Annotated in this window: 9 protein-coding genes; 5 read left to right on the top strand and 4 right to left on the bottom strand. The window is 64.0% G+C overall.

The window, feature by feature from the left end; genetic code table 11:
- Positions 1-9: 9 nt before the first annotated feature.
- Genes CSQ93_RS27365 through CSQ93_RS27350 form a run of 4 tightly spaced genes read right to left on the bottom strand, consistent with a single transcriptional unit; the run spans position 10 to position 4,588 of the window.
- The gene (locus tag CSQ93_RS27365) at positions 10-969 is read right to left on the bottom strand and encodes an MlaD family protein (RefSeq protein WP_099380746.1); all 960 of its coding nucleotides are present in this window, start codon (positions 967-969) and stop codon (positions 10-12) included.
- Positions 969-1,877: an ABC transporter ATP-binding protein gene (locus CSQ93_RS27360; protein WP_099380745.1), complete on the bottom strand. Its 909-nt coding sequence runs from the start codon at positions 1,875-1,877 to the stop codon at positions 969-971. The genes CSQ93_RS27365 and CSQ93_RS27360 overlap by 1 nt, the downstream gene beginning before the upstream one ends.
- Positions 1,877-3,010, bottom strand: coding sequence for an MlaE family ABC transporter permease (locus CSQ93_RS27355; protein WP_099380744.1), 1,134 nt, complete (start codon positions 3,008-3,010; stop codon positions 1,877-1,879). Before CSQ93_RS27355 ends, CSQ93_RS27360 begins: the two co-directional genes overlap by 1 nt.
- Before the next feature lie 57 nt (positions 3,011-3,067).
- Complete coding sequence (locus CSQ93_RS27350) at positions 3,068-4,588, bottom strand: B12-binding domain-containing radical SAM protein (protein ID WP_099380743.1); 1,521 nt, start codon at positions 4,586-4,588, stop codon at positions 3,068-3,070.
- 140 nt (positions 4,589-4,728) lie between these two features.
- On the opposite strand from CSQ93_RS27350, the gene CSQ93_RS27345 reads away from it, so the two are divergent.
- From CSQ93_RS27345 to CSQ93_RS27325, 5 genes are read left to right on the top strand one after another with little or no spacing between them, the layout of a single operon-like run.
- On the top strand, positions 4,729-6,339 hold the full coding sequence (locus CSQ93_RS27345) for a DUF2138 family protein (protein ID WP_158301391.1): 1,611 nt from the start codon (positions 4,729-4,731) through the stop codon (positions 6,337-6,339).
- Positions 6,336-7,016, top strand: a complete 681-nt coding sequence (locus tag CSQ93_RS27340; RefSeq protein WP_233516371.1) for a DUF1175 family protein — start codon at positions 6,336-6,338, stop codon at positions 7,014-7,016. The genes CSQ93_RS27345 and CSQ93_RS27340 overlap by 4 nt, the downstream gene beginning before the upstream one ends.
- The gene (locus tag CSQ93_RS27335; protein ID WP_099380740.1) at positions 7,013-11,590 is read left to right on the top strand and encodes an alpha-2-macroglobulin family protein; all 4,578 of its coding nucleotides are present in this window, start codon (positions 7,013-7,015) and stop codon (positions 11,588-11,590) included. The genes CSQ93_RS27340 and CSQ93_RS27335 overlap by 4 nt, the downstream gene beginning before the upstream one ends.
- A gap of 23 nt (positions 11,591-11,613) precedes the next feature.
- Positions 11,614-13,296: a DUF2300 domain-containing protein gene (locus tag CSQ93_RS27330; protein ID WP_158301390.1), complete on the top strand. Its 1,683-nt coding sequence runs from the start codon at positions 11,614-11,616 to the stop codon at positions 13,294-13,296.
- Positions 13,297-13,325: 29 nt separating this feature from the next.
- On the top strand, positions 13,326-14,054 hold the full coding sequence (locus CSQ93_RS27325; protein ID WP_099380763.1) for a YfaP family protein: 729 nt from the start codon (positions 13,326-13,328) through the stop codon (positions 14,052-14,054).
- The last annotated feature ends 261 nt before the right edge of the window (positions 14,055-14,315 follow it).

Here is a 14,315-nt window from a genome sequence, read left to right as displayed (position 1 = left end):
GTGTTCTCCTTATTTGCCCGGTGCCGAAAAACCGGGCTCGCCCGGGCCGGGCGGGATGTCTGGGGCGCCGAACAAGATGCTCTGCGGCTGTTCATTGAGCGTGCTCATGGTGGTTTTCAGGGCGCGCATCGAGGAGCGCGCCTCGCCGCTCAGCTCGATTACCTGCGGCAGCACTTCCAGCGACACGCCATTGGCCACCGTTTCCACGGAAGTGCCGACCCGGTCGACCGTGCCATTGACCTTCTCGAGCACGCCGCCGGGCGCCTGGATGTCGTTGCCCAGTTTTTTCCACGTGGCCGTCAGGTCCGACACGTTCTTGCTGGCCGTACTGACGGCCGTCAAGGTTTGGCGCGTCTGTTCCGTCAGTTGCGGCAATTGCGTCAGGGTCGGCTCCAGCTGCTGCGGAATGGCGCCGAAGGCCTTGGCCGCCTTGCCCACTTCAGTGAAGGCGCCCAGCATGGCCGCCTGGTTGTCGGGGCTGAGCAGATTATTCACCTTGTTGGTGATCTGTTCGGCCTGGTCGAGAATGCGCTTGCCGCGCTTTTCCAGCTGGTCGAGCAAGCCGGCGCGCAGGGGAATCTGCGACGGCTTGTCCTTGCTGGTGCCCAGCAGTTTCGAGCCCACGTGTTCATCGTCGAGCTGGATGTAGGCGATGCCCGTCACGCCCTGGTAGCCGAGGGTGGCAAAAGTGGTATTGGTGACGGGGGTATCGGGCGCCACGCTGATGTGCACGAGGATTTGCCCCGCCTTTTGCGTGTCGAAGTCGATGGCGTCAACCTTGCCTACTTCCAGGCCCCGGTAGCGCACGGTCGCCTGCGGGTTCAGGCCCGGCACGGACAGGGTGGTGGCGAGCAGGTACGGCACCCGTTCCACGCGGTCGCGGTTGAACCAGACGCCGAACAGAATCGCGGCCACCAGCAAGGTGAGTGTAAAAAATCCCGTCATCAGGGCATGTGATCTGTTTTCCATTACTTCTCCGCTTTCTTGTCTGTGCCGGCGTCGTCGCCTGGCTGCGCCGCCTTGTCCGCCACCGCCGCCTGTTTCTCATCGAGGACGGCCAGCGCGCGCTTGCCGCGGTCGCCGAGGAAAAATTGCTTGATGAACGGGTGGTCGACTTCGATCACCTCGCGCGTGGGGCCGATGGCGATCACGTGTTTTTCCGCCAGCACGGCGATGCGCGTGGACAGGGCGAACAAAGTGTCGAGGTCATGCGTGACCATCACCACCGTCAAGCCCAGCTCGCGGTGCAGCGACTGGATCAGGGCAACAAAACTTTCCGACAGGTCAGGGTCCAGGCCCGCCGTGGGTTCGTCGAGGAATAATAGTTTCGGTTCCAGCGCCAGGGCGCGCGCCAGGGCCACGCGCTTGATCATGCCGCCCGACAAGTCCGACGGCATTTTGAGCGCATGTTCCGGGCCCAGTCCCACCATATTCATCTTTAATAGTACCGCGTCGTGTACCAGCGCTTCGGGCAGTACGCGCAATTCGCGCATGGGCTGGGCCACATTGTCGAACACGGTCAGGGCCGAATACAGGGCGCCTTGCTGGAACAGCATGCCCCAGTGGTTGCGCAATTGTTGCAGCTGGTCGGAACTTGCCTGGTTAATATCTTCACCAAACACTTTGACGCAGCCGCGCGCCGGATGTTCCAGGCCCAGCATCTGGCGCAGCAGCACTGTCTTGCCCGTGCCTGAGCCGCCCACGATGGAAAGGATCTCGCCCCGTTCGATTTCCAGGTTCAAGTCCTGATGCACGACGGTGCGGCCGAACTTGGTCCACAGATTGGTGATCTCCACCACGGGCGCGCTGCCGTGCAGGTTGAACTGGCCGTCCTTGCCCTCGCTCGCCTTGCAGGCGATATTGGTATCGTCCGTCATCAGTAGCCCACTCCATTGAAGACGATGGCAAACACGGCGTCAGCCAGGATCACGACGGTGATGGCCGTGACGACGGCGGTGGTGGTGCCGCGTCCCAGGCTTTCCGTGTTGGCCTTGATGCGCAGGCCGAAGTGGCACGAGACAAGCGCGATCAGCATGCCGAAAATCACACCCTTGCCCAGGCCGATCATGTAGTTGGCCAGCGGCACGGCATCGGGCAGTTTCTGGATGAAATAGCGCGCCGACAGGTTCAGTTCCACCTTGGCCGCCACCATGCCGCCGATCAGCGCGGCCGTATCCGTCCAGATGACGAGCAGGGGCATGGAAATGGCCAGGGCCAGCACTTTCGGCATGATCAGGCGGAAACCGTGCGAAATGCCCATCACCAGCATGGCGTCGAGCTCTTCCGTGACGCGCATGACGCCCAGCTGCGCCGTGATGGATGAGCCCGAGCGCCCGGCCACGAGGATGGCGGCCAAGAGCGGCCCCAGTTCGCGGATGACGCTCATGCCCAGCAGGTTGACCAGGTAAATATCGCCGCCAAAGGCGCGCAACTGCTGCGCCGACAGATAGGACAGCACGACGCCGATCAGAAAGCCGACCAGGGCCGTGATGCCCAGCGCCTGGAAGCCCGCATGGAAGATATTGGCGGAAATTTCACGCCAGGGGCCGCGCATCGGGTGGCGCGCGAAGCGGCCGATATCCTGCGTCACCTGGCCCACGAGGGCGATAAACCCCTTCAAATGTTCGAAAAACAGCAGGATGGCCATGCCCAGTTTCATCACGGGCGTGAGGCGGTTGGCGCGCGAGGGTGGCGTTGTCAACGGCCCCGTTTCTTCGATGCGCCGGAAAAACTCTTCTTGTGACGGCGCCAGGGTCAGTTGCGCGGGGCGTTGCTTGCCCCAGGCATTCCAGAACAGCTGGGCGCCAATATGGTCCATGCTGTCGATGGCCGACAGGTCCCATTGCACCTTGGCATCGTCCTGCAAGGGCTTGAGCTGGGCGTCGATGGCCTTGATGGCATTGTCATGCGCCAGCGCGTGCACTTGCCAGGTGCCGCTGGCAGTGACAAGGGCTCCCTGTTGGGAGCTGGTCTGGGAGAGGGTCAGTTTCGGCGATTGTACAGTCGGCATCGTGCCAGTTTAAGGGAGAATGGCGCAGACCGCCACCGCTGTTCAATCGCCGGCCCCTCAGGACGCCAGGTGGCGCGCCTGCCGCTGCGGCAGGGCGATGTCCGGGCGCACCTTGGCGTTGTTAGTACTTACTTCGCTTGTCTTGGCGTGCGCGGCAGCTTGCGCGCCGCCCGCATAGTCGCTGGCCAGCAAGGCATTGGCTTCAAGCGCGCTCATGCCGCGCGTCTGCAGCCATTGCGCCACCAGCTTGGCCAGGCGTTCCATGGCGATGCGGTGGGTGGCGTCCGTGTGGGCGTACAGCCAGTTCGAAAAGTCCATGAAGTTTTCAAATGGCGCATCGCCGAGCATCCATTGCACCGTATTGGCGAAGCGGCCCGAATTGGCGACCAGGTCCCAGTAGCGTGCGAAGCGCACCAGGCGCTGCATGCTCATGAAATCGAGCTGTTTATTCGCCAGGATGGTGTACGGCGGGTGCGGGTCGAACACCATGCCAAAGTTTTCCGTATGGCGGATGATGGGCGTGCCGCGCAGCCGCTTTAAGATGCCGAACTGGATTTCATGCGGTTTCAAGGCCACCAGCTTGTTGAAACCAGCCGCGAAGCTCGCTTCATCCTCGCCCGGCAGGCCGGCGATCAAGTCCACGTGCAAATGGGCGTTTGATTCTTCGCAAAGCCAGCGGATGTTATCGGCCGCCTTCTGATTATCCTGCTTGCGGCTGACCAGCGATTGCACGTCCGGATTGAAACTCTGGATGCCGATCTCGAACTGCAGTGCGCCGGGAGGGAACTTGCTGATGCCTTCTTTCAAGGCGTCGGGCAAGTGGTCGGGCACCAGCTCGAAGTGGGCATAGATCGGGTCGTCCGGATTCGCCTCGATCTTGTCCAGAAAGAACTGCATGATCTTCAAGCTGGTCTTGATATTCAGATTGAAGGTGCGGTCGACGAACTTGAACAGGCGCGCGCCGCGCGCATGCAAGGACTCCATTTCGGCCAGGAAGTTGTCCAGCGCGAAGGGCCAGGCCGTCTTGTCCAGCGCCGACAGGCAGAACTCGCACTTGAACGGGCAGCCGCGCGACGCTTCCACGTAAATCGTGCGGTGGCGGATATCGTCATCTGTATACAAGGAGTAGGGCAGTTGCAGTTCCGCCAGCGGGGCTTGCACGCCCGCATGGATCTTCATCAGCGGCTTCGGCCCGTTGAGGATCTCGCCGCACAGCTTGGGGAAGGTGACGTCGCCCCAGCCCGTGATCAGGTAATCGGCCAGCTTGACGATTTCCTGCTCGCCCGCCTCATGCGACACTTCCGGCCCGCCCAGCACGATGATGACCTCGGGCGCCACGCGCTTGAGCATGGCCACCAGTTTCGTTGTTTCCTCGACGTTCCATATGTATACGCCAAAGCCGATGATGCGCGGCTTGTTGACGAGGATGCGCTCGACCAGTTCCGTGGTTTTCGTGCCGATGACGAATTCCTGCAGCCGCGTTTGCGCTTGCAGCGGCCCCATATTGGCCAGCAAATAGCGCAATCCCAGCGAGGCGTGGGTGTAGCGGGCGTTCAGGGTGGAGAGCAGGATGGTCATGGGAGGTGATTGAAACGGCGAAACCGCTATTTTACGCTGTCGCGTCAGCTGTGCGCTGCGGCCACAAATGCCATGTTACCATTTGTCAATAATTACTAACTTGTCAATGCTACGGCAGGGTAAAGGGATACACGGTGCTGGTGAAAAAAGTACTCAAGAAAAAAGTCCTGGTCGGGGCGCTGGCCGGCGTGGCGCTGGTTGCCGCCGTGCTGGCAGGTTACCGGGTGTTTGGCTGGGGCGCGATGGGGCCGGTCAACGGCTTGAAGCTCGATTTGTCGCGGCCCGATGCGCTGGTCCGCACGAAAAGCCTGTCGACCTTGCCGCGCGACCTGCTGACGGTGCCGCTGGCGCGCGACGTGCTGCGCGAGGATTTTCTGTTCTATTACGAGCAAAGCGAAGACCGGCTGGGCCTGAAGGGCAGCTTGCGCCGCATCGCCTATGAACATGAGCTGGGCTGGGGTGACCAGCTGCTGCGCATGGTGCTGGACCAGCCGGCGGAAGTGGCCTTGTGGCGCGACGCCGACGGCTCGCTCAAGCATTTCGCCATTGCCGTGTCGCGCAGCCAGCTCACGCGTTTGCTGGAAGAAGCGGGCAAGATCGCCTTGAAGGATACGCAGATGCGCGTGGCCGGCAGTTTGCGCGTCGATGGCGACAGCGTGCCCGTGTACGCGTTGAACTATGCCTATCAGCGCACCTTGCTGTTTGCCGCGCACGGCCAGCGCCTGGTCATCCTGTCCCATCCCGGCATGCTGTATGGCGGCAGCGATGGCAAGCATGGCGATGGCACGGCCGAGAAAACCGTGGCCAGCCTGCTGGCGCAGGAGGCGGCCAGTCAGAATGTCTTTCATCCGCAATTCCATCTCGACGGCGCCGCGCCCGAGGGCCACAGCATCGCCGTCAAGGCCGATTTCCTGTCGTTCGGCTACCAGCCCTTCTTTGGCGCGTTAGAGGCGCTGCGCTTTGATTTTCAACAGGGCGCCTGGCAATCGAAGGTGCTGCTCAATGCCGATAAGTTGAACAAGAGCGGCAAGGGCGGTTACGACAGCAGCGCCCTGTGGCCCGTGCTGCCGCACAACCCGAGCGCCTGTTTCAGCGTGCCGGTCGACTGGACCGCGCTGCAGCCCGTGCTCAAGCGCCTGGGCAGCAAGACGTCGGAGCCCGTGGTGCCGCTGGCCGGGCACTTGCAAGGGCCTGCCGCCGCGTGCTGGTACGGCAATTCGCGCCTGCATACGCCGGTTTTTGTTGCCACGCGCAGTGCGCAGGCCGGTGATGACGCCGTCTATGGCAGCCTGTTCGAGGCTGCCATCGGCGGCAAGGACCCCGTGCGCAAAACGACAGGTAAAGATGGTGCCACGCGTTGGGAACGCAATGTCGCCACTGCCCTGGGCCAGTCCACGCCGGCGCTGGCCGTGGCCGGCAATACCGTAGTCTTCTCGGCCGACGGCAAGCTGGTGGACCAGGTGCTGGCCGTGCGCCGCAAGCAAGCGCCGGCCGCCAGCGACCTGCTGCCCGATGGCGCGCGCACGATCGGCCTGATCGCGCCGGCGTCGCTGGCCCGGCTGATCCAGCTGGAAGCCTTCGACACCCTGCCGGCGAATAACGAACCGGTCTTGCGCGCAGCCGCCAACGAACACCTGGTGCCGCGCCTGAACGCCTTGAAAAAATATCCGCCGCTGCGCATGGTGCTCAAGCGGCAGCCAGCCAGCGGCACGTCGTGGGAAACGCTGGAATGGCAGGAGACGGCGCGATGACGCTGTGGCATGGGCGGCATGGACGCCGTGCCGCCTTGCGCTGGCTGACGGCCTGCGCCGCCACCGCGGCAATGCCTGCGTGGGCCCTGCGCGCGGTCGCCGAACCGCAAGTGCAGCTGTCGCAGGCACAGAGCCGCGCCTTCCAGGCCTGGATGCTGCGCATCGTCAACGCGCAGATCGAACGGGGGCCGTCGCCGCGCTGGACGCACCGCGATTGCGCCGGCCTGGTGCGCTTTGCCGTCAACGAAGCGCTCACCGTGCATGACGCGAAATGGCTGCATGCGAACGGCATCGCCAGCGACCGGCGCCTGCCGCCCGAGCTGGAATTGAGCGCGTCCCAGGCAGCCCTGCGCAACCGCTGGGTGCAGACGGGCGGCAGCATCGGCCACTTCGTCACGGCGCTGGCGCTGGTGCAGCACAACAGCCGTTTCATCGCCCGCGAAATCAGCCAGGCGCTGCCCGGCGACCTGCTGTTTTTCGACCAGGGCGACGAACAGCATCTGATGGTCTGGATGGGGGCGCGCATCGCCTACCACACCGGCACCGTCACCCCCGACGACAATGGTCTGCGGACCGTCGATATCAAAGAACTTACGAGCTGGAAGGACACGCGGTGGCAACCTGTGGTCAACAATCCCAATTTCGCCGGGGTGTTCCGGCTGGCGTTTCTGTCATGAAGCCGATTTTTCTCATGAAGCTGCTGTTTGCCAGCTTGCTGGCGCTGCTCCTCATTGGCGGCGCCTCGGCGCAGGAACGCGAACCGAGCAACGAGTCTAGCAACTACGCCACCTTCAAGGGTGAACCCTTCTTCCTGCTGTCGGACGCCAGCTACGGCAGTGTTGATGAAGCGCGCGTGCGCCTGGAAGTGCCGGGCCGCGACATGGGGCGCATGAACCTGGAAGCGTATTCGGGTGCCGACATCGTCGTCTATCGCGTGCCCGAACCGATGGAATTCCTGAAAAAGCAGCGCAATCTGCACCGCATCCAGGTCGAGGGCAATTACCAGGGCGAAGGCTTGGCCAACACCTTGAGCTTTTTGTGGGATCGCTGGTGGAAGCAGTCGCGCCTGGCCTGGCGCAAGCTGTTTTCCGGCGACGCGCGCCTGGCCGTTACCAAAGAGCAGCCGCAGCTGGCGACGAATGACGCCATCCGCCGGCGCACCGTGTTCGCCAACCATCCGCAATACAAGCCGATCAAGGGCATGGAGCTGGTCGACAGCTTCCGTTATCCGATCTGGCAAGCCAGGGCCATCGCGCCGCCGAAAGGCGTGAAACTCGATGGGTCCAGCAGTGACTTCATCGTCGCCGGCGCCGGCAACGTGATGATCCCGCTGGGCAAACGCAAGCCGGGCTTGTACCTGATCGAAGCGATCATCGGCGAGCACCGCGCCACCACGTTGGTATTCGTGTCGGACACGGTGGCCGTGACCAAGGTATCGTCCGGCCAGATGCTGGTGTGGACGGCGCGGCGCGACAACAGCGCCGCCGTGGCCGGCGCCAATGTGGCGTGGACGGACGGCACCGGCGTGCTGCAATCGGCCACCACGGGTGCCGATGGTGTCGCCTCGCTCGAGCGCGGCAGCCCGGAACACACGTATGTGCTGGGCCAGGATCGCGACGGCGGCGTGTTCGTGTCCGAGAATTTTTACTATGACAGCGAAATCTATAACACCAAGATTTATGCGGTGACCGACCGGCCCCTGTACCGGCCTGGCGACGAGGTCAACGTCAAGTTTTTGGGCCGCGAATTCACCTCCGCGCGCAACTCGCAGGCGGCAAGCGCTGCGCCGATCAGCTTGAACGTGCTCAATCCGAATGGCACGCCGCTGCTGACGCAAACGCTGCAGCTGTCCGGCGACACGGGCGCCGACACGCGCTTCCGCCTGCCCACGGAAGCGACCGCCGGCGGCTATGAACTGCGTTTCAATTACAAGGATGGCGCGTATGGCGCGGCCTTCCGCGTGGCCGAATACGTCAAGCCGCACTTTGAAATCAACGTCCAGCCATCGAAGCCGGAATTCAAGACGGGCGAGGCGGTCAAGGGCAGCATCGCGCTGCGCTACCCCGATGGCAAACCGGTGAAAAACGCGAAGATGACCTTGTCGCTGCGCGGCCAGCAAAACACCATGGTCGAAGGCGAACTGCGTTACAGCGGCCTGTTCCCCGTGGCCTTGAAGACCGAGGAAGTGACGAGCGACGGCAGCGGCAATGTGGACTTCACTTTGCCGCCCGCCGCCGATCCTTCCCGCTACATCTTGACCGTGCTGGCGACCGATGGCGCGGCCTACCGCGTCAAGGCGACGCGCGAGCTGATGATAGAACGCTCGAGCAGCAGCTACCAGCTGAAGGCCACGCGGCAGTTTTCCGATCCGGGACAAAACGTGCATTTTGACTTGATGGCCGACGGCCAGGGCGCGGCCAAGCCCGTGCGCTGGGAAATGGTGCAGCTGGAAAAACAGAGCAAGACCGAGGGTGCCTTCGATCCGGCTGCCAAGGGCTGGGACGTGACGTTCCCCGCCTCGGGCTCGTATCAGCTGGCGCTGCGCGATGAGCGCGGCAACCTGCTGGCCGCCGCCAGCCACTGGGTGTCGGGTGATGGCGTGCAAACGACGCCGGGCAGCATCGAGATCGTGCTGGACCGCACCCGCTATCGTCCGGGTGACACGGCCGAGGCCTTGATCACGTTCTCCGACAAGGTCGACCAGGCGCTGTTGACGCTCGAGCGCGACAAGGTGGAGCACCATGGCTTGATGGCCGGCGCCGCCGATTGGTACCAGGCGAAGCGCGTGGCGCCGCGGCAGTGGAGAGTGCGCATCCCGGTAAAAGAAGAGCATGGCCCGAACATGACGTTCTCGGTGGCGTACACGCGCAATGGCGATTTCGTCTTCGAGAACGCCGGCCTGCAAGTGATCGAGCCGCGCATCGCGCTGCAGTTCAAGAGCGACAAGGAGGTCTACCAGCCGGGCGAGAAGGTCACGCTGGACGTCAAGGCGACTCTGGACGGCAAGCCTTTGAGCACGATGGTGGCGCTGGGCGTGGTCGATGAAATGATCTATGTGCTGCAGCCGGAAATCGCGCCGGACATCGGCGACTTCTTCTATCATCCGCGCCGCAACAACGTGCGCACTACGGCCAGCCTGTCGTTCATCAGCTACGACATGGCGCAGGGACGCACGGCCGGCGCACCGGCGCGCCACAATTACAACGAGCGCGGCGTCAAGGTGCTGGAGCGTCCACGCCGCGACAATATCGACACGGCCTACTGGGCGCCATCGCTGAAGACCGATGCGAATGGTAATGCGCGCGTGAGTTTCACCATGCCCGATGCGCTGACCCGCTGGCGTATCACGGGCCGCGCGATGGATGAGCAGGGGCGCGTCGGCCAGCGCAGCGCCTATCTGCGTTCCGATAAAAACTTCTATGCCAAGTGGACGGCACCCGACTGGATGCGCGCTGGCGATGCGCCGCGTGCTTCGGTGGCCGTGTTCAACCAGACGGGCAAGGAGCAGGCGCTCGACGTTGTTCTCTCCGGCGGCGCAGGCGGCACGCAAGCGAAGACGGAAAAACTGTCCGCCAGGCCGGGCGTGAACTATGTCGAATTCCCGCTCGCTGCCGGGGCCGGGCCGCTGCGTCTGGAAGTAAAACAGAATGGCAAACTGGTCGACGCGCTCGATACGGCCATGCAAACCTTGCCCGCCGCCTGGAGCAGCCCGCGCTCGCTGGTGCTGCCGCTCGATGGCGCCACCGGTGATATTCCCCTCAAGCTGCCGGCGGACGCGCGCAATATCCGCGTCTCGTTTGCCCAGGGAGCGGCCAGCCAGTTCGCGCGCATTGCCGACGACCTGATCGACTATCCATATGGCTGCGTGGAGCAGACGGCGAGCCGCTTGATCCCGCTGGCGCTGGCTACGCAAAGCCTGGGGCCGGACGCTGGAGCGGCAAGCGAGCGCCTGCAAACGCTGCTGACTGCGCAGCGTCTGCGTCTGGTGTCCATGGCCGGTCCGAACGCCGTCTTCGGCTGGTGGGGCAATGCCACGGCCGGCAATGCCCTGATGACGGCGTACGCTTATTACGCGGACTGGTATGCGGCGCGCGCGCTGCATATCGAGCTGCCGCCCGAGCACTGGAACAAGCTGCTGGCCGTCTACAGCGAACATGGCTTGAAGGATGCGATGGGCGACCGCGCGCTGGTGTTGTGGATGGCGCGCGAGATGGGCCTGCCCACGCAGACCTTGGCGGCGGGCCTGGTGGACGACAGCGCTATCGCCGTCCTGGGCGGCAAGCCGCGCCAGGCGGGCGACAGCGGCAGCCTGCTGCTGGGCGGAGCCTCTGATCGCGAAGCGCAAGCGATGTCGTTAGGTCTGGTGGCGGTGGTCGCCAGCCAGAATGGCATCGCTCTGCCGCATTCGCTGCAGCTGCAAGTGGCCAGTTCGTGGCAGGTGCTGAGTGTATCGAAAGCGCCGGTGGCGCAGGCTTTGCTGATGCTGGGCGGCGAAGTGCCGTCATCGCAGGCTGACGTGGTGCTGGCCAGCGTGCGCGCCGAGATGCCGACCCTGGACCGCGCGATGACGTTGATGTGGGTGCAAAAGAAGCTGGGCGGTGCATCGTTCGGCAAGGGGCCGGCCGTCACGCTGGACGGCGCCTGGCAAAAACGCGACAGCCGCAGCGGCCAGCCGGTCTGGCGTTGGGCCGACGCCAAGGGCCTGCCTGACAAACTGCGTCTCACCGCATTGACCGCGGCGCCGGCCGGCACGGTGGCCGTGCTGCAGTACGACAGTCACGTCGCCGAAGCACAGACCTTGCCGGTTGCCGTCGAACGTCGCATCCTGCGCATGAAGGCGGGCAAGGGCGGCTACACGACGGAGCTGGTCAAGCCGGGCGAGGCGCTCAGCACGGACGCGCTCTACCTCGATGAAATCACCTTGAAAGCGGCGCCGGGCACGAAGCACCGCTTTGGCTTGCTGGAAGTGGCGCTGCCACCGGGCGCCATGGTCGAATCGACTACTTGGGGCATGGTCATGGCAGGCGACAAGCCGGCCGCGCTGGAACGCGCGCGCCACACCGAGCGCCGCGACGGCTACGCCGTGCCGATCGAGCCTTTGGAAGGCGAAGTGACCGTGCGCCATCTGATCCGTTTTGCGCAGAAGGGCAGTTATGTGCTGCCGCCGGCGCGCTTTTACCGCATGTATCAGCCGGAGCAGAAAGCCTTCGAAGGCGGCGGCAAGACCACGCGCGCGTTGAAGGTCGAGTGATGGGCTTTGTACGTCCTGCTTTGATGGCTGCTTTGTTGCTGGCCGCTCCTGCCTGGTCGCAGTCATCGTCAAAATCGCTGGATGTGGCCTGGTGGCGCGATGGCAAAATCGAAGTGCGGCAGCTGCGCCAGGGCGGCACAGCGCCGCCACCGTTTGACGGCGCGCGGCAAGTGCCGCTGGCCAGCCTGTGGAAGCTGTTCGTGTATGTGTACGCGAACGATAACAAGGTGGCGATGCCGGACTATCGCTGCGGCGGCCGCGATCCGGAAGAAGTGTATTGCTGCGATGCGGGCCAGAGCATCGGCCACGACGCGGCGCTGGCGCAATCGTGCGGCCCATTTTTCTCGCCCAGGCGGCTGATGATCGCGCCAGCGTCATGGCGCCAGTACTGGACCGGCCGCCTGGGTAGTGCGCCGGCAGGCGACTTTGCCTGGCTGTCCGACCCCGCGCAGCTGGCACCAAAGCGCCTGGTGCGCCTGGACAGCTTGCTGCGCGCGCTCGACAGCATCCCGGCCGCCAGCCGCGTGGACGCGGAAGCGGCGCTGCTGCGCGTGGTGCTTGATGGGCGCGGTGCGGGTACGGCACGCTGGTTCGGCAGCCAGCTGCGCGTCAAAACGTATTCCTGGCACGAGCAGCGCCGGGCGGACGAACGCATCGGCGGCGCGGCCGGCTGGCTGGCCGACGGCACGCCGATCTGGTTTGGCGGCGCGGGCGGCAGCAGCAATGTCTTTGAACAGTGGGCGCCCAGGCTGGCCGCCAGCTTGCCGAAAGTGGGCGCGGCCGACGATGGCGGCTGTGTGGTGGTCGATTACTTCAAGCGCTATCCGATCCGCACCGTGCGCGGTGAGCGTGGCGTGGCCGTAGTTGGCCCACTGAGTGGCCCGCTGAATGGCCGCTACCATGTGCAATTCGAAAATGGCCAGAACCTCGCCCTGCGCAGCAGCGGTGAACTGATGCTGGTACAAGAGAAAGGCGGCCGCCCGCAATTGCGCGGCCGCTTCGGCGTCAATGAATATGTGGCGCGCGTGCTCGATCGCGAAGCGAGTACTGGCGAGCCGGAAGCGGCCAAGGCGCTGGCAATCGCCGCGCGCACGTATCTGCAGCAGAACGCGGTGACGGTGGCGGGCTGCCAGCAGATTGCCGACAGCAGCGCGACCCAGCGCGTCAGTCCCAGCCCGGCCACGCCGGCGGCGCTGGCCATTGCGCGCTGGACCGACCAATTGATCGTCGATGGCGTCACCGTGCGCTATCACAGCAACCAGGCGTCCGAGGGGACCATGGCGTGGAGCGAGGCGGTGCGTCAGGCGAAACAAGGCAAGCACTATGATGAATTGCTGGCGACGGCCTATCCCGGCGGCGCGCTGAGCACCTTTGGCAATACCGGCGCGCGTTGCCGTCGCCTGGCGCAGAACGAGGGGTGGCTGGCGCGCTCCGTGCCGCGCTGGCAGCGCGTGCTGCTGCGCGAGGCCGGCTACGAGGCGCCGCCGCAAACGCCGCTGGTCTGCGCCTTGCAGAGCGGCGCGCCGTATTCGGAGCAGTCGCGCAACCGCATCTACATGCGCCCGCTGGCCACGCGCGAAGACCGCATCACCCTGGCCCATGAATACCTGCATCTTGGCCTGCGCAATCATCCGCGCGGCCAGGACGAAGAATATGTCGAGCGGCTGGCCCGCCGGCTCGTCGACCTTAACCTGGAGGCCCTGTGAGTTTTTATATCCGTTGCGCGATTCCCCTGATGCTATTGCCACTCTGGGCCCAGGCCCAGGTCACCATCGACGCCCCCAGGAGTGGCTGGCGCAATTCGGCCGGCGCTAGCGAGGAATACACGCAAGCGGTCAACTACCCCGCCGCGTCGGTCAACCTGCAGCCGGGCCAGGCCGAGACGGCGCAGATACGGGGACGCATCGCCGGTGCAGTCAAGGGCAAGCCCGCTACGTTGGTGGTCAATGGGGTGGCGATGCCGATGGAAGTGGGTGAGGATGGCCGCTACGGCCGTCCCTATGGCTTCGGCAGCGGCTCGAACAGCGTGGAAGTGCGTTCGCCCGATGGCAGGAGTCGCGCCCGCACCCAGTTTGTCGACAGCTACCAGGGCAAGACCCAGGCGCGCTTGCGCGTCGTGCTGTCCTGGGACAGCGCCGGCACCGACCTCGATATGCACGTGGTCACGCCGGACGGTGGCCACGCCTGGTACGGCAACCGCGTCTTGAAAGATGGCGGCGCGCTCGATGTTGACGTAACCACCGGTTATGGCCCGGAGATATTTTCCAGCGCGGCGCCCCTGAAGGGTAATTATCACGTCTATGTGAATTACTACGGCAGTGGCGAGAACACCGCCATGCTGACTGTCGCCCGCATATCGGTCATCACCAACGAAGGCACGCCGCGTGAAAAGCTGCAGAGCTTCCAGGTACCGATGCGGGCCGCTGGCGAGCTGACCCTGGTGAAGTCATTCGTGTTGCCATAAATGGCCCTTGCGGAGCCGCGGCACCTTGGCTATAATTCGCCCCTCGCTGAACGACGCATGCAAATGCCGAGTGAGACGAGAAAAAGAAGGAGTTGACGGATGTAGTGAAATGCTTCATACTCTTCCTTCTTCGTAGCTGACAAACACAACGCTTTGTCGATAGCGCGAAAGCAGTAACCGAATACAGTTCTTTAACAATTAACAGTCGATAAGTGTGGGCATTTGATGTAAGTGCAGCGTCAATCTTCGGATTGGCGTAAA

This window comes from Janthinobacterium sp. BJB426 (genome assembly GCF_002735705.1).
In the GTDB taxonomy this organism is placed as follows: Bacteria; Pseudomonadota; Gammaproteobacteria; order Burkholderiales; family Burkholderiaceae_D; genus Janthinobacterium.
Note: the sequence above shows the minus strand (reverse complement) of the source record. Positions and strands in the feature narration are given on the sequence as shown.